The organism is Mesorhizobium sp. M0621 (genome assembly GCF_040320745.1).
Classification (GTDB): Bacteria; Pseudomonadota; Alphaproteobacteria; order Rhizobiales; family Rhizobiaceae; genus Mesorhizobium.
The window spans coordinates 40175-55316 of sequence record NZ_JAMYQF010000019.1; the positions used below are offsets into that span (position 1 = coordinate 40175).

Annotated in this window: 14 protein-coding genes and 1 pseudogene; 11 read left to right on the forward strand and 4 right to left on the reverse strand. The window is 62.0% G+C overall.

Going from position 1 to position 15142, the window contains the following annotated elements; genetic code table 11:
• Positions 1 to 92: 92 nt before the first annotated feature.
• From NKI38_RS15560 to NKI38_RS15570, 3 genes are read left to right on the forward strand one after another with little or no spacing between them, the layout of a single operon-like run.
• Entirely contained in the window at positions 93 to 845 is a 753-nt protein-coding gene (locus NKI38_RS15560) for an ABC transporter permease (RefSeq protein WP_502899319.1), read from the forward strand.
• A complete protein-coding gene (locus NKI38_RS15565) occupies positions 842 to 1609 on the forward strand; it encodes an ABC transporter ATP-binding protein (RefSeq protein ID WP_352658968.1) in 768 nt (255 codons plus the stop codon). Before NKI38_RS15560 ends, NKI38_RS15565 begins: the two co-directional genes overlap by 4 nt.
• Positions 1602 to 2624 carry an ABC transporter substrate-binding protein gene (locus NKI38_RS15570; RefSeq protein WP_352658969.1) on the forward strand — a complete coding sequence of 341 codons (1023 nt, stop codon included), beginning with the start codon at positions 1602 to 1604 and terminating at the stop codon, positions 2622 to 2624. Before NKI38_RS15565 ends, NKI38_RS15570 begins: the two co-directional genes overlap by 8 nt.
• Before the next feature lie 105 nt (positions 2625 to 2729).
• Here NKI38_RS15570 and NKI38_RS15575 read toward each other — a convergent pair whose 3' ends face one another.
• The 3 genes from NKI38_RS15575 to NKI38_RS15585 all read right to left on the reverse strand — a co-directional run bounded on the left by NKI38_RS15575 (position 2730) and on the right by NKI38_RS15585 (position 7723).
• A complete protein-coding gene (locus NKI38_RS15575) occupies positions 2730 to 3116 on the reverse strand; it encodes a hypothetical protein (RefSeq protein WP_352658970.1) in 387 nt (128 codons plus the stop codon).
• Between the two features lie 66 nt (positions 3117 to 3182).
• A complete protein-coding gene (locus tag NKI38_RS15580) occupies positions 3183 to 3509 on the reverse strand; it encodes a hypothetical protein (protein WP_352658971.1) in 327 nt (108 codons plus the stop codon).
• Between the two features lie 23 nt (positions 3510 to 3532).
• Positions 3533 to 7723, reverse strand: a complete 4191-nt coding sequence (locus NKI38_RS15585) for a tetratricopeptide repeat protein (RefSeq protein WP_352658973.1) — start codon at positions 7721 to 7723, stop codon at positions 3533 to 3535.
• A gap of 289 nt (positions 7724 to 8012) precedes the next feature.
• On the opposite strand from NKI38_RS15585, the gene NKI38_RS15590 reads away from it, so the two are divergent.
• From NKI38_RS15590 to NKI38_RS15600, 3 genes and pseudogenes are all read left to right on the forward strand, one after another.
• On the forward strand, positions 8013 to 8648 hold the full coding sequence (locus NKI38_RS15590) for a methyltransferase family protein (protein ID WP_352658975.1): 636 nt from the start codon (positions 8013 to 8015) through the stop codon (positions 8646 to 8648).
• Between the two features lie 623 nt (positions 8649 to 9271).
• Positions 9272 to 9934, forward strand: coding sequence for a hypothetical protein (locus tag NKI38_RS15595; RefSeq protein ID WP_352658976.1), 663 nt, complete (start codon positions 9272 to 9274; stop codon positions 9932 to 9934).
• Between the two features lie 181 nt (positions 9935 to 10115).
• Positions 10116 to 10202, forward strand: a pseudogene (locus NKI38_RS15600) (DUF3309 family protein); the annotation flags it as partial.
• Positions 10203 to 10432: 230 nt separating this feature from the next.
• Here NKI38_RS15600 and NKI38_RS15605 read toward each other — a convergent pair.
• Positions 10433 to 10690 (reverse strand): hypothetical protein, encoded by a 258-nt coding sequence (locus NKI38_RS15605; RefSeq protein ID WP_023814060.1) that lies wholly within the window; start codon positions 10688 to 10690, stop codon positions 10433 to 10435.
• Between the two features lie 73 nt (positions 10691 to 10763).
• Here NKI38_RS15605 and NKI38_RS15610 point away from each other — a divergent pair, with 73 nt between their 5' ends.
• The 5 genes from NKI38_RS15610 (at position 10764) to NKI38_RS15630 (ending at position 15095) form a co-directional block, all read left to right on the forward strand.
• On the forward strand, positions 10764 to 11033 hold the full coding sequence (locus tag NKI38_RS15610; protein ID WP_352634411.1) for a DUF982 domain-containing protein: 270 nt from the start codon (positions 10764 to 10766) through the stop codon (positions 11031 to 11033).
• 231 nt (positions 11034 to 11264) lie between these two features.
• Positions 11265 to 11990, forward strand: coding sequence for a GntR family transcriptional regulator (locus tag NKI38_RS15615; RefSeq protein WP_352658978.1), 726 nt, complete (start codon positions 11265 to 11267; stop codon positions 11988 to 11990).
• A 3-nt stretch (positions 11991 to 11993) separates the two neighbouring features.
• The gene (locus NKI38_RS15620) at positions 11994 to 13034 is read left to right on the forward strand and encodes an ADP-ribosylglycohydrolase family protein (RefSeq protein WP_352658980.1); all 1041 of its coding nucleotides are present in this window, start codon (positions 11994 to 11996) and stop codon (positions 13032 to 13034) included.
• A complete protein-coding gene (locus NKI38_RS15625) occupies positions 13031 to 13993 on the forward strand; it encodes a PfkB family carbohydrate kinase (protein WP_352658982.1) in 963 nt (320 codons plus the stop codon). The genes NKI38_RS15620 and NKI38_RS15625 overlap by 4 nt, the downstream gene beginning before the upstream one ends.
• 40 nt (positions 13994 to 14033) lie before the next feature.
• Positions 14034 to 15095, forward strand: coding sequence for an ABC transporter substrate-binding protein (locus NKI38_RS15630; protein ID WP_352658984.1), 1062 nt, complete (start codon positions 14034 to 14036; stop codon positions 15093 to 15095).
• The last annotated feature ends 47 nt before the right edge of the window (positions 15096 to 15142 follow it).

Consider the following 15142-nt stretch of genomic DNA (forward strand, 5'->3'; position numbering starts at 1 on the left):
TGCTCTCCGGCCGTCAAAGGTTATCTGCCGTGGTCTCATCATCAGTCGCTTCGCGCCCGATCGCGCGCCTTCTTGTCAAGGCAGGACCGGCGATGATCTCGGTCGGACTGCTCCTGCTGGCCTGGGAGCTTTATGCCACCTATTCCGGCATCAAGCCGACGATGCTGCCGGCGCCATCGCGCGTCCTCGCGCAAGCGATGCTCAATCGCGAGGCGCTGGTCGACAACGCCATTCCGACAATCCGCGCCACGCTGCTTGGCTTTGCCTGTTCGCTCAGTGCCGCCTTAGCGCTGTCGATGCTGGTCGACTTCTTCCAGCCGCTGCGCCGCGCGTTGTTTCCCGTCTTCATCGTCAGCCAGACATTGCCGCTGGTGGCGATCGCGCCGCTTGTGGTGCTGTGGTTCGGTTTCGGGCTGGCGCCCAAGATCATGCTGGTGTCGCTGGTCACCTTCTTTCCGATGCTGGTGGCGTTGGTCGAAGGTTACGAGTCGACCGAGGCCGAGATCGGCCAGATGCTGCGCGCCATGGGGGCAGGGCGCTGGCGCGTCTTCGTGCTGGCACGGCTGCCTTCGGCGCTGCCTTACTTCTTTGCTGGCCTGAGGATCTCCATCACCTATGCCGTGGTCGGCGCCATCTTCGCCGAATATGCGGGTGCGGCGAAGGGCTTGGGCATCTATATGCTCAACGCCAAGAACAATTTCCGCCCCGACTTGGTGCTGGCCGCCGTCGGCGTCAGCGCAGCGCTTACACTTGTCCTGTTCGGGTTGACTGTACTGTTGCAGCGCATTGCCATGCCTTGGGAGCACGCCGGCAACGAAACCGCCGGGAAGGGGCCGTGGCGATGAGCCGGCTCGAGCTGCGGCATGTTCGCAAGGCGTTCGGTGGGCTCGACGTGCTGGCCGATATATCGCTGAGTGTCGGCGCTGGTGAGTTCGTCTCGATCCTTGGGCCCTCGGGCGCCGGCAAGTCGACGCTGTTCCAGCTTCTGACCGGCACCGAGCATGGCGAGGGCGAGATGTTGTTCGACGGCGCGCCCCTCGATGACCACGGCAGGCATTTCGCCTTCATGCCGCAACGCGACGCGCTGATGCCGTGGCGGCGCATCCTCGACAACACGACGCTCGGGCTCGAAGTGCAAGGCATCGGGCGCAAGGCGGCGCGGGCACGTGTTGCGCCGCTGTTTGCCGAGTTCGGGCTTGCCGGCTTCGAGCGACATTTTCCCGCTCAGCTGTCCGGCGGCATGCGCCAGCGCGCGGGCCTGCTGCGCACAGTTGTGCAGGAGCGCGACATGCTTTTGCTCGATGAGCCATTCGGCGCGCTCGACGCACTGACGCGCACCGCGATGCAGCGCTGGCTCGAGCGGATGTGGCGAGACCACCGCTGGACGGCGCTGCTGATCACCCATGATGTGCGCGAAGCCGTATTCCTGTCCGACCGCATCTATGTGCTGTCGGCGCGCCCGGCCCGCATCGTGCGTGAAATCAAGGTCCCGCTGCCGCGCCCGCGCAGCCTTGGCGGCGATGCCGCGCGGCAGGCAAGCGCGCTCGAGGCCGAGATACTCGACACCATCCTCAACCCGCACCAATCTAAAGGACACGACCATGACTGACTTGACGCGCCGGCAGGCTTTGCTGATGACCCTCGCTACCGGCCTTCCGCTCTTTGCCGGATCGGGGCGAGCCTGGGCACAATCGGCGGCGCAAAAAGTCACCGTCGCCCTCGACTGGACGGTCAACACCAACCACATCGGCCTGTTCGTCGCTCGCGACAAGGGGTTCTATTCCGAAGCTGGACTCGAGGTCGAGATCCTGCCTTACAGCGATACCGGCGCCGGCACGCTGGTAGCCAACCGCGTCGCCGATTTCGGCATCAACGGCACGATCAGCCTGTTCACCCAGAAAACCGCTGGGGCCGACTTGAAGGGCGTCTATGCCGTGGTGCAATCCGAAACCGGCCGCGTGGTTTTCAATGCGGCACGCAGCGAGATCAAAAGCCCGAGGGACCTTGACGGCCTGACTTATGGCGGCTTCGGCAGCGCCTGGGAGAACGCACTGATCGGCACCATCATCCGCCACGACGGCGGCAAGGGCAATTTCGAGACGGTGACGCTCGGCACCTCAGCCTATGAGGCGCTGGCCAATGGTTCGGTCGATTTCACGCTCGAAGTCTCGACCTGGGAGAGTGTCGAAGCCGAGCTCAAGGGCGTCAAACAGCGCAGTTTCGTCTATGCCGATTACGGCGTGCCTGACGAGCACACGACACTGATCTCTTCGAGCGAAGCCTATCTCCAGGCAAATCCGAAACCTGCCGCCGCCTTCGTCCAGGCAACGCGGCGTGGCTACCAGTTCGCTGTTGATCATCCCGATGAGGCGGCAGCCCTATTGGTCGCCGCCAACAAGGACACGCTGACCAATCCGGCACTGATCGAGGCTTCGCTGAAGATGCTGGTCGACGGCCATTATCTGCGCAGCCGAAGCGGCGCCATCGGGACGATGGATCCGGCCAAGATGGAAGCGATCGGCGACTATCTCTTCGCATCCGGAATCCTGCGCGATGCCGATGGCAAAGTTCTGACACAACGCCCTGATTTCGCGAAGTATTTCAGCAATTCAACCTTGGGGTAGGGAGCCAATCGGCTCTTCGCCTTCGAGGAAATGGCTGGCCAACCAAAGAGCTCACGAGGTGCTGCGGCTCTACGTCAGGCCCACAGATCAGCAGATCCGACCAATTCAATTCCGGACGATCTCATAGAGCAGGGTGGTTTTGATGTGTCGCCCGGGTTCACCCTGCAGCGACAGGGCGGCTGCGTAGAGTTTTGCTACAGCTGGGCAGAGACCTTCGAATTCCCGACTCATATTGGCAATGGCAGTCATCTCGGCGGGAGTGCCGCCAGCGTTGATGAAAGCGTCGGCCAGCAGCGACCAGTCTCCGTCGCTGGCAGCGGCGGCCGGCAGACTGCCATTCTTCGCTGCGCCGAAAGCGTGGAACAGGGTGGCGCCGACCTTGTCCATGTCGATCAGGAAATCCTGGTCCGGCGTGCCGAGCGCATCCGGCCCTTCACGAAGGTAGTTGTTGCAGATGGCAGCGGTTTCCCGCGCCATGACATGGTTGAGCATATCCGATTGTGCACGCAGCGCTTCGGCGGCATTGCCGTCCGGAGCCGAGGACAGCAGGGATGCGTATCATCGCCTGAGATCGGCGACAGCCATCCTGCTCGTATTTCGCACCTGATCGACATTTCCAAGTCTGGCCATGGCCGTGATTTTTTCCACGACGACGTCGTAGTCGTCTGGAAATTCCTGCTTGATTGCCTTGAAAATCTGGCTTCCTTTGCTCTCAATCTGTTCGCTTACCTGAGCTGTGGTCAGCATTTGTGGATCGGGCGAGCCCGCCACCGTCTGGTAAAGATATTTGCCGCCGGCAAAGCCGAGCGCCCAGGGCAATACCTTTACCGCGACAAACGCCAAAGCGGCGACCGCCGCCACGCCAGAGCCTTTCCAACGTCCCATCCACCGGTCCTCCCTGAATCTGTCTAGTTCGCGCCGAGGCTCCGCGCCTTCTTGCGGTCGGCCTCGGCGCGCTTGTGGTTCCCCTTGGCGTCCCACGCCCTGCTCCGCACTTTGTAGGCGGCGGCGAAATCCGGTTTGAGCTTTATCGTCTGGCTCAAATCGGCGATGGCCTCGTCATAATTCGCCTTGCCGATCCGAATCACGCCCCGGCCCAAATAGGCAAAGGGGTTCTTCCCATCGAGGCTGAGCGCCCTTTCGAAATCACGTAACGCTGCGACGTCCTCATGCCTGCCCATCAATATAAGGCCTCGATGGGCATAGACCCTTGCGTCCTTGGTATTGAGACTGATGGCCTTTCCGTAGTCAGCAAGCGCTCCGTCGTAATCTCTTTGGAAACCGCGGTTCTGACCACGGTCGTAGTAAGTATCGGCAAAATTCGGATTGAGCGTGATTGCCTGACTGTAATCGGCGACGGCATGAGCGTAGTCGCTCTTGGCCTCCCAGACCATTGCTCGGGCCAGATAGGCGTCGTGGAATGCGGGAAAGAGCGCAATCGCCTTGTCATAAAGCGCTATGGCGCCGTCATAGTCGTCCCTCTCGTGCAGCGTCCAGCCCTTGCTGAACGCCTGCGCAGCCGGCGAAGCGCTACTTGGCTTGATCGCCCCCTCGCCAGCCTGGCCAGCGGCTTCGCCTGATGTCTTTGAGGCGTTCGCCGCTGCCGCAGCCTTGCGGCCTTTGCGGGCAATGGCCAGCTTTGGGTCGAGCTTGAGTGCCTGGTCGTAGTCGGCGATGGCCTGATCGTAGTCGCCCTTGGCGAACCAGGTGCTGCCGCGCCCGAAATAGGCAGGTGCGTAGCCAGGTTCGATTTCGACCGCGCGGTTGTAGTCGGCGATGGCACGATCCAATTCGTTCTTCTTGCCCAAGGCGATGGCGCGGCCGAGGTAAGCGTCGAAATAGGTCGGATAGAGTTCGATCACCTTGCCGTAGTCATCGATAGCACCATCGTAGTCGCCCTTCTCGGCGCGCGACAGTCCTCGCCCGACATAGGCGGCCGCCTTTCTTGGATCGAGCGCGATCGCGCGGCTGTACTCGGCAATCGCGCGATCGTATTTGCGCTTCGTGTAGAACGCATCGCCGCGATCCATGAAAGCCTTGAGGTTCTTGGGATCAGAGCCGACAGCATTAGGCGCGGCGGCCCCTTTCTTTAACGCAGTCACCGCCGCCTTGCGGGCGACCGCATAATCGCGGTTGCCCGGATTGAGTCCTATCGCCTGGTCGAAGTCGGCAATAGCGTCGCTGTAGTCCTTGCTGTCGGCTCTTTCTATGCCACGTCCATAATAGCTGGGAGCATCCCTCGGATCGATTTCGATTGCCGCCGAGTAGGCTGTGATCGCTCGCCCGGCGTCGCCCTTGACGTGCCAGGCCATGCCTATGCAGAAATAGGCATCCAGAAGTTTCGGATCGACCATGGCGGCCCGGCCGCAATCGAGGAGAGCACCTTCGGCATCCTCGGACGTGGCCTTGGCCATGCCCCGGCGAACATGGGCAGAGAGCAGGTCCGGTACGAGCCGGATCACCTGATCATAGTCGGCAATCGCCCGGTCATACGCTCGCTTGGCGGACCAAGCATTGCCACGGCCAAAATAGGCGAGGGGGCTGTCGGGGTCGAGCGCGATCGCCTTGCCATACGCGCCGACTGCCTGGTCATACTTGCCCGCATTCGACAGACTGTCGCCGTGCTGTACCGCGGCAAGAACGCGCGGGTCTGTCGCCTGGATGAGTTCCGCCATCCTGACGGCGGAACGCTTGCCGCCGGACTTGGCGCTATTGCCGGCGTTCCGCGGAGTGGCAGGTTTGGTGCCAACCGCGTCGTCCCGTCCCAACGCCGCCAACGCCGCCTTACGGCTGACGAGGTAGTCCGCGTTGTCGGGGTCGAGCTTGATTGCGTGGCCGAAGTCGGCGATAGCCTCGTCATAGTCCCTCCTGTCGGCTCGCGCCATGCCGCGCCCATAGTAGCTGGCGTCGTCTTTCGGATCGATCTCGATGGCTACCGAATAGGCAGCGACCGCGCGCGCCGGGTCACCCTTGGCGTGCCAGGCCATGCCTTTGCAGAAGTAAGCGTCGCGCACCTTTGGATCGAGTGTTGAAGCCCGGTCGCAGTCGGCGAGAGCGCCATCGGTATCGCCTGAGGTGACTTTGGCGAGGCCGCGGCGAGAATGCGCCGACGCCATATTGGGGGCTATGCGGATAACCTTGTCGAAGTCGGCGATCGCCTGCTGGTAGGCGCGCTTGGCAGCCCAGGCTTTGCCGCGGCCGAAATGGGCGAACCGATTGTTCGGATCGAGCGTGATCGCCTCGTCATACGCGCCGATTGCCTGGTCGTATTTGCCCATATCCAGGAAGGCGTCACCGCCCAGGATCGCTTCCAGGGCGCGCGGGTCGGTAGACTCCAGGGCCTTGGCTGCCAGCGTGTCTTCTGTGGCCGCCATGTCGGAAACGGCGGCTTGGGGTTCTGGCGCATCCGCAGGCGCGGGCGACTTGCCTTCGACGTTCGCATCATGTTCGCGACAATTTCCCGTCCGCTCCGGGTCGAGTTCGATGGCGTGCCGGCAATCCGCCGCCGCCCCGGCCAGATCTCCCTTCAGCGTCTTGGCGCGACCCCGGCTGAAATAGGCATCGGCATTGTCCGGATCGAGGCTGATAGCGCTGTCGAAATCGAGAATAGCGCCCTCGATGCCATACTTGGACAGCCGCACCATGCCGCGCTCGACCAGGATTTTGGCGGCGCCAGAATCCCCGATCTCTTCCCCTGCAGCGGATGCGGCGGGCTGGACTTCGTCTGCGACCTGTTCATTGCAAGTACCTGTCCGTTTCGGATCGAGCTTGATCGCCTGCCTGCAGTCGGCGGCAGCAATCACATAATCTCCTACAGACGCGCTGGCCAGGGCGCGATCGTAATAGGCGTCGGCATTGTAGGGATCGAGCCGGATTACAAAGCTGAACGAGTCTATGGCGGCCCCGACATTCCCTTGTATCTGCTGGTCCAACCCCTGCTGCAGATTCCAGGCAATGGCGGCGGAATTGTCCTGCCGCGGAATGGCCATCGCTTCCTCCCCAGGCGGAGCTTCGCCGCCCATTATCTGCTCGTTGCAGGCGTCAGCCCATTTCGGGTCAAGTTTGGTCGCTTTTCGGCAGTCGGCGGCTGCGCGGTCCAGATCGCCCTTGCGCGTCAGCGCCAGCGCACGGCCGAAATAGGCGGCGGCGTCCTTCGCATTGAGGTCGATCACCCTATCGAAATCAGCTATGGCGCGATCATTGTCGCCTGTATTCGTCCAGGCGACGGCTCTGTTGTAGTAGCCATCCGCACTGTCGGGGGCGATCTCAACCGCCCTGCTCGCATCGGCAAGCGCGCGCGGCCAGTCGCTCTTGCCAATCCAGGCTGCGCTTCGATTGGCATAGGCGTCGACGCTTTCCGGATCGAGGCTGATGGCATGGTCGAAATCAGCCATCGCAAGGTCATAGCCGCCCTTGGAAGCGTGGGCGATGCCTCTGTTGACATACACTGTGGTGTCTTGTGGATCGAGGCGGATCGCCTCGTCATATTCGGCGATAGCCCTGTCATGGTCGCCCTTGCGTTGCCAGGTGGCGCCGAGACTGTTGTGCGCCTTGTGGTTTCGCGGATCGACCGTGAGTGCCTGCTCGAAATCGATAATGGCCGCGTCGGCCTTGCCTTTGCGAAAGAAGGCCAGGCCACGGCTGTAGTAGGCATCGCTGGAGCCGGACTTGAGGCTGATGGTGACGTTGAAGTCAGCGATGGCGCGGTCGTCTTCCCCCTTGTTGTACCAAGCAGCCCCGCGATTGAAGTAGGCCGAGGCCTCTCTGGCATCAAATGTGATCGCCTCGCTGTAGTCGGCGATCGATCGGTCGTAGTCGTGCTTGTCGTCCCAGGCGAGGCCGCGATGGAAATAGGCGATAACACGGTTCCGCGACGGTTCCGTGTTGTCCTCGGCAATCGGCGTGCAGGCGGCGATGAGCTGGTCGGCAGCGATCTTGCGGTCGCTGAAGCAGACGGCATAGTCCTTGCCGGCGGCGAGCGCGACAGCGTTCAGAGCGAGAATGAGCGCAAGCCCAGCCAGCCAACCCGGGCGCAAAACCCTCACCAGCAAGCACGACCCGACCGCAGCGGCAACCTGCCGCGCACCTTTGCTCGTCATCTCGCTGGTCCTCCCCCGAAAACCCTGGTCCGCTTCAGCGGCAATCGCGCATTGTTCCTTATTTGTTCTAGAATGCAAGCATAAATTGCAATGGAGCAGAGCCAATCTGCACCGCAGTGCCTTCGGCTTGCATGCGTTTGGGACGTTGTGCGTTTAATGCCGATCTGATCTTGTTGATTAACTGCCCGGCAATGGTTGCATGCAAAGGTTCCCCTGACGGATCATTGGGGTGCTTGCCTTGCTCATATCAAAAAGCGAAACCCTTTCGCACATCAACGATGACAAGATTTTGTCCGCAGTCCGAAAGCGCGAAATTCTGATCGACTTGCGCGAAGGCTTCTTTCGGATCTGCGCGCTGGCTTTCGCGGGGCTGTTCGTCTACCGCGGCGTGTATCACCTTATGCTCGACCCGACCCGTATCAATGTAGCGCTGCTGGCGATTTCCGAGATCTTGACCTTTACCTGGCTGCTTCTGTCGCGGCGGCCGCAGGTTCGCGACTGGAACCCGCTCACGGTGGTTGTCTCGGTAATCGCCAGTTTCGGTGTCGGCTTCATCGATCTGGAGCCGGGCGTGGCCATCGTTCCGGTCTATTTCGCGGCGCCTCTGCAGGCCCTGGCGTTGGGGTTCGTGATCTGGGGAAAGATATCGCTGGGGCGTTCGTTCGCCATTCTGCCGGGCAATCGCGGCGTGATGACCGGCGGCGCCTACCGCTTGGTGCGGCATCCGATCTATGGCGGCTACCTTGCCGGCCATGTCCTGTTCCTGCTGTCGGCCTTTTCCTTCTACAATCTCGCCGTCTACGCCGTGATCACCTTCTTCCAGGTGCATCGCATCCTGCGCGAAGAGGCGCTGCTGGCCGCCACGCCGGAGTACCGGGACTATATGAAACGCGTCCACTACAGGCTGTTCTACGGGATCGTCTGATAAGCGTGCCTGTGAACTGAATCGCTCGGCCTGCAATCGCGCCGGCACTTTCACGTGGCCTCCCGCCCATCCTTCACTTGTGTAGATTGATGTTCGTCGGTCACGTGTAGGCGAAATGCGTTGCGTTTCCAAAACGCGATGCGGATAGCCTGGTGTCTCGCCGCAAGACCCTGGCGGATGTCATGCCTTCCGGGTAGATCGTCTGCCTTGATGCCGTACCCTTGCCGCTCGCATCCGGCGGCCGACAAGCTCTGGTCAGATCGGAGCCATCGTGGCGGCGATGCTATCCCTGGCCAAGGGCTGTCTCTGACGCCATCGGTGATGCTGCCTCAACTATCAGAGCAGAATTCCAGTCATAAGGGAGGGCATTTTTAGGATTTTTCAGAAAATCGATTTTTGGTTGCGTCATAAATGTATATCGACGATACCCGCACGTTATATGTTGCACTAGTGAAAGTTGTATTTAAATTTTATTATTGTTGCAAAGTTGCAATTTAGAAAACAGACACCATCATTTGTGCTATAAGATATCAATCTGAAACTTAGGCCAGCCTGTTTCGTAGATAAACTTTGCGATCGGCTTCTCGCCGACTGCCCTAGCGTAACGACAACAGGAGAGTGTTATGGCTTTTACCATCAAAACAGTCGCCAGTGTGTTGGCAGGCAGTGCAGTAATCCTGGCTCTTTCCCTGCCGGCAAATGCCGCAGGACTTGGTATTGGCGTCGGTGCCTCGGTGGGTGGTAGCGGCGGTGTCAATGCCGGCGTCGGGGCCTCCGTTGGCGACAGCGGCGGCATCAATGCCGGTGTGGGCGCCTCGGTCGGTGGCAGCGGTGGCGTCAATGCTGGTGCCGGAGCCAATGTCGGCGGTTCGAGCGGCGTCAGCGCCGGTCTCGGTGCTTCGGTTGGCGGCAGCAACGGCATCAATGCCGGTGCCGGTGCCAATGTTGGCGGTTCCGGCGGCATCAACGCCGGTGTGGGCGCCAATGTCGGAGGGTCTGGCGGCATCACCGCCGGCCTCGGCGCCAATGTTGGTGGCTCGAGCGGCGTCGGCGTTGGTGTCGGCATCGGCGGCGGAACCAACCCGAGCAATCCAAGCAATCCAAGCAATCCCGGAAATCCGGGTAACCCTGGTACTCCGGGACATCCGAACCTGCCCGGTGTCGTCGCCGACATGTCAGATAGCCAGTTGGCGCGGATGAAGAAGCGCTGCGTCGATGTTCTCGGCAGTTCCGGGGTCTACGACCGCGACCTGCGCCAGCTTTGCCTGCTGATCGCACGCCGCTGACACCAGGAGCGCCGGGATCGGAAGTGCCGAACCAGCCGTGAGGCTTGACCGCACTCTCCTGGCCTCCGGCCGGTTGGAAAGCCCGCCATCCTTGGCGGGCTTTCCGCGTGGTTACTCTTAAGTGTTCCCGTGCGTCCGGCAACGCTGAACAGGGTGGAATGCCAATCCTTTGAAGCGGCGGCCCTTCTATGGCACCGGCTATTATGGCGGCGGCATCGGGCTCGTGTTGCTCATCATTGTCGTGCTTGTCGTGCTGGGGCGGATTTAGCCGCGCTCGATCATCTCGGGGTGATCGCAATCTCGTGACCGGCTCGATAACCCGCGCCCACCGGATTGTGATGCGTGCAGGCCTGCTTGTGATCCGGCTTGTTTCAAATTTTTCGTAAGATGGTCGCGGTCCACACCCCCGTGGAAACAAGAGGAGAGGGTCCCACCCCTGGTCCTCCTCCAAGGCCCGCTTCGGTTCACCGTGGCGGGCTTTTGCTTGGCGCCGATAGATTACTCCATGTCAGGTACATCGCCGCTGACGAAGAGCGTGTTCGGCGGGCCGTATTCGCCTAGCGTCGGATCGGCCTCGCGGCTCCATGCGATGACGCCGGCATGCTTTGCCGCCAGAGCCCTGGCGGTGCGTATGGCGCGGTCTTCGCTCTGTTGGTCGGCGGGTCCAAAGGCTGGAAACAATTCGCCATCCTCGCCGCGATCGAACGCAACCACGACGATCAGCCTGGGATTTTTCTGGCCACTGGAATCAGACATCTTGCACCTTTGGCGCGAAACCTATCACAATACAGGGAATTGGGTCGGCACGTTCGATTCCGGAGGTGGGGTGGTGCAAGACCAGCGTTTCGATGAGCCGATCAGGATTGCGCTCGGTCGGTCGCGAAACTCGATCTTCAACGTGGAGAGGGTCGCTCAGGCTGCCGACATCCTGATGAACCGCTGGCCGGTTGCCACAGGGCAAAGGCACATGGTTGCCCGCAAGGTCTGCCTGGCCGTGCTTGAGGGAAAGAAAGAAGCTTCGGCGGCACGGGCGGCGTTCATCAACGCCGCGATCGAGGCGGATATCCTCGTTGAGCCTCGTGAAGTGTCGATGCCGTAGCCTTGCCCGGCCAAAATTGAATCAGGACTCGCCTCTATCCTCTTGATTGACTGCGGTCTTTTCAGCGATCGGTGATCGGCTTTCCATGCCCATATTTGACCGTCCTGTCGGCGCGCTTCGGGGCATTTCGAAATTTTCTGCCTCGTCTCGCTTGCCTTGGGCATCCGTTGACATGGCATCCGTGTCTCTGTATTGAACAGGATTATACAGGTTCATTGAACAGGTACCCATATGAAGCGGCGCGCGGTTCAACTGTCTCCAGGCACGGGCAAGCCCGAGCAGATCGCCACCGTCCTCGAACATGAGATCCGCTCCGGCGTTCTCGGTTTCGGCGACCGCCTTCAAAGCGAGAACGAACTCGTCCAGCGCTTCTCCGTCAGCCGCAATACGGTCCGCAAGGGCCTCGAGGAACTATCCAGCCGCGGGCTGATCACCACCAAGGTCGGCATCGGCTCGTTCGTCACCTTTGACGGCAAGCCGGTCGATGACGCCATCGGCTGGTCGCGGGCGCTAGCCAATGCCGGCGCCAATGCCGAGACGCGGACGCTGCGGCTGGAGGTCATCGAGGACACCGATCTGGCTGCGCTGCTTGATATCGAGAGCCCGTTCTTCATCGCCGTCGACCGGGTGCGCACCAACGCCAGCGATGGCCATGCGATCTCCATCGAGCGCAGCCGGCTGCCATTGTCACCCGAGCTTGAGGACGTGCCGCTGCGTGGCCTGCGCGAGGGCTCACTGCACCAGACGCTGCGCGCCGCCGGCCTCTTTCCCGACCATGGCGAGGAATGGGTCGAGATCGAGATGCTTAATGCCGAAGATGCGGCCATCCTCGGCTGCCCGCAAGGCACGCCCTTTCTGCGCGGCCGCCGGCTGACGCGTGCGGCTGATGACCGGCCGATCGAATATGTCACCAGCCTGCTCAACCCGGCGCATTTCGCGCTGCATATGAGGTTCTGAGCGATGCCGGACAAAGCCAAGGACACGCTTGATCGCGCCATGGGTGCGCTTGTGGGCGGAGCGCTGGGAGATGCGCTCGGCATGCCGACACAGCTTTTGTTGCCGGCCCGGATTGCCGAACTCTACGGCCATGTCGAGAATTTCATCGCGCCTTTCGCCGATCATCCGGTGTCGAAGGGACTGGCTGCCGGCACCATCACCGACGATACCGAACAGGCACTGCTGCTCGGCCGCATTCTCGTCGAATCCGGCGACCACTTCGATCACGCGCGCTGGGTCAATGCGCTGCTCGACTGGGAACGCGAGGTGAAGGCGCGCGGCAGCTATGACCTTTTGGGACCATCGACCAAACGCGCCATCGACGCCATCAACAATGGCACACCGGCGGAGGAAGCGGGACGCAGCGGCGACACCAATGGCGCGGCCATGCGCATAGCGCCGGTTGGCATCATGATGCCGCTCGAGCCGTTGGAGGCATTCGTCGCCAAGGTGGCCGAGACCTGCCGGGCGACGCACAACACCTCGATCGCCATCGCCTCCGCCGCCGCTGTTGCTGCCGCCGTCAGCCGCGGCGTCGCCGGCGGCGACTGGCGCGATGCTTCCGCCAGCGCGGTCGTGGCGGCGAGGCGGGGGGCGACGCTCGGCCATTGGGTCACCGGCGGCGACATCGCCGCCCGTATCGTCTGGGCACAGGACATCGTGAGCGGCAAGGCGACGAAGGATGCGATCCGGCTGATCACCGATCTGGTCGGCACCGGCGTTGCCAGCCAGGAATCCGTTCCGGCTGCCTTCGCGGTGCTGCAAGTCGCCGGCGGGGATCCATGGCAGGCGGCGGTCATCAGCGCCAATCTCGGTGGTGACACCGACACGATCGGCGCCATCGCGGCCGGCATGGCCGGCTCCTGCACCGGCTTTTCCCGATTGCCGCAACAACATATCGCGCGGCTTGTCGGCATCGACATGTCAGAGGTTCGCGCGCTTGCCGCCGACCTCGTGACGGCACGAGTGGCGAAAATCGGTTCCGGCAAGGACGCGGCGGGATGAGCGGGCGTCTCGTCCATATCGGCAGTGCCGTGGTGGATTATGTCTACCGCATCGACGCCTTGCCGGCGCCCGGTATGGAAAAGACGGCGTCGAGCTTCGCCCAGGTTGCTGGCGGCGGCTTCAACATGATGGTCGCGACCAGCCGCACCGGCATGCAGGTGGTGTTCGGCGGCCAGCTCGGCAGCGGACCGAATGGCGACTTCCTGCGCGCCGCCTTCGCCGCCGAGGGGATCGAGACACTGACGCCGCCATCACCCTTGATGGATAGCGGCAATTGCGTCGCCATGATCTCGAGCGACGCCGAACGCACCTTCGTGTCGTGGCCAGGTGCCGAAAGTGTGCTCAGCCTCGACCTGATGGCGCCGGTGACGGTCGCGCCTGATGATTGGGTGTTCACCTCCGGCTATACGCTGAGCTATCCCGGCAGTCGCGACGCGCTCACCGACTGGATCGAGGCACTGCCGGACGAAACACCTTTCGTCTTCGACCCGACGCCGGTCGTCACGGACATTCCGCGCCCGATCCTGTCGCGGGTACTCGCCCGCACGACATGGCTGAGCTGCAACACGACGGAGGCGGCCGAGATTGCCGGCCCGGGCGATGTCGAGGCTGTCGCGGCTCGGCTTCTGGACGACCATTGTCCGCAGGCTGCCGGCGTGGTCATCCGCGCCGGGGCAAAGGGCTGCCACGTGCGGTTGGCCGACGGGTCAGCGCAGACTATTGCCGGCTACACGGTCACCGCCATCGACACCAATGGCGCCGGCGACACCCATATCGGGGCTTTCGTCAGCGCGCTGGCACGCGGTACCCCACCCTTCGAGGCAGCGCGCTATGCCAATGCGGCGGCGGCTATTTCGGTCACCCGCCATGGCGGCTCGTCGGCGCCGACCGATCACGAAATCCAGACATTCCTGAGCTATGTCGATGATCACGGGCATGGCCGGAAGCAAGAGGCTTAAACAAGCCCCGCCAAGCGGGCAAACAATGAGAGGAACGAACATGCGCATGCCCAGACTGACTGCCCTGCTGACGGCGACTGCCGTCATAACCTCCGTACTCACGCTGACCGCAAGTGCCGCCGAAATACATGTGCTCAACTGGAAGGGCTACGGTACCGACGAGCCGTGGGCCGTCGAGGCTTTCGAAAAGGCGACCGGCAACAAGGTCGTCAACGACTTCTTCAATTCCGAACAGGAGATGCTGACCAAGATCCGGACCAATCCCGGCCTCTATGACGTGGTCATGATCAATGCCGCCTTCAACGACCAGGCGATGGACGGCAAGCTGATCCAGCCGATCGACGTCTCCAAATTGCCGAACTACGCTGACATCAGCAAGGACAAGGCGGGATCGCCGATGCTCGTCCATGACGGCAAGGTCTATGGTGTGCCGTGGGTATGGGGTCTGACAGCGCTCGCCATCAACGAAAAATCCTTCGACAAGCCGCCGACGAGCATTGCCGAGATGTGGGATGCAGCCCACAAGGGCCGCGTCGTCATTCGCGACGACGCCGTCGAAGCGGTGCAGTTCGGTGCCATCGCCACCGGCCAGAACATCAATGACATCAAGGATATGGACGCGGTCAAGGCGAAGCTCACCTCGCTGATGCCGCAGATCAAGACCTTCTGGAGTTCGGAGAACGACTGGAACCAGATGGTCGCCTCCAACCAGATCGACATCGGCACCTATTGGAGCGGCTCGGCCGATCGGGCCAAGACGCATTTCAAGCTGCCGGTCTCGCTGGTCGTGCCGCAGGAGGGTGCCGTCGCCTGGCTCGACGCGTTTTCCATTCCGGTCGGCGCCAAGAATGTCGCGGGAGCCGAGGCCTTCATCAACTATATGATTGACCCGAAATTCTATGTCGAATGGGTCACCAAGGTCGGTGCGCCGGTGTCGGCCAACACCAAGGCGGTGGAAGCGCTGCCCGAGGATGCCTTCAACCGCAAGGTCATGGGTGACCCCGAAGTGGCCAAGCGCATCCAGTTCCAGGCGCCCATCACCGACGCGCAGCGCGAAGCCTATCTGGGGCTGTGGCAGCAGCTGAAGGTCGACGTGAAATAAAGCCGGCATCGGAACCAGCCGGCGGTTCGCGCCGGCTGGTTCTTCCA

Bases quoted from the DNA above. Each gene is read 5' to 3' on its own strand.
- NKI38_RS15560 (WP_502899319.1), top strand. From the start codon at position 93: ATGATCTCGGTCGGACTGCTCCTGCTGGCCTGGGAGCTTTATGCCACC.
- NKI38_RS15565 (WP_352658968.1), top strand. From the start codon at position 842: ATGAGCCGGCTCGAGCTGCGGCATGTTCGCAAGGCGTTCGGTGGGCTC.
- NKI38_RS15570 (WP_352658969.1), top strand. From the start codon at position 1,602: ATGACTGACTTGACGCGCCGGCAGGCTTTGCTGATGACCCTCGCTACC.
- NKI38_RS15575 (WP_352658970.1), bottom strand. From the start codon at position 3,116: ATGCTCAACCATGTCATGGCGCGGGAAACCGCTGCCATCTGCAACAAC.
- NKI38_RS15580 (WP_352658971.1), bottom strand. From the start codon at position 3,509: ATGGGACGTTGGAAAGGCTCTGGCGTGGCGGCGGTCGCCGCTTTGGCG.
- NKI38_RS15585 (WP_352658973.1), bottom strand. From the start codon at position 7,723: ATGACGAGCAAAGGTGCGCGGCAGGTTGCCGCTGCGGTCGGGTCGTGC.
- NKI38_RS15595 (WP_352658976.1), top strand. From the start codon at position 9,272: ATGGCTTTTACCATCAAAACAGTCGCCAGTGTGTTGGCAGGCAGTGCA.
- NKI38_RS15605 (WP_023814060.1), bottom strand. From the start codon at position 10,690: ATGTCTGATTCCAGTGGCCAGAAAAATCCCAGGCTGATCGTCGTGGTT.
- NKI38_RS15615 (WP_352658978.1), top strand. From the start codon at position 11,265: ATGAAGCGGCGCGCGGTTCAACTGTCTCCAGGCACGGGCAAGCCCGAG.
- NKI38_RS15620 (WP_352658980.1), top strand. From the start codon at position 11,994: ATGCCGGACAAAGCCAAGGACACGCTTGATCGCGCCATGGGTGCGCTT.
- NKI38_RS15625 (WP_352658982.1), top strand. From the start codon at position 13,031: ATGAGCGGGCGTCTCGTCCATATCGGCAGTGCCGTGGTGGATTATGTC.
- NKI38_RS15630 (WP_352658984.1), top strand. From the start codon at position 14,034: ATGCGCATGCCCAGACTGACTGCCCTGCTGACGGCGACTGCCGTCATA.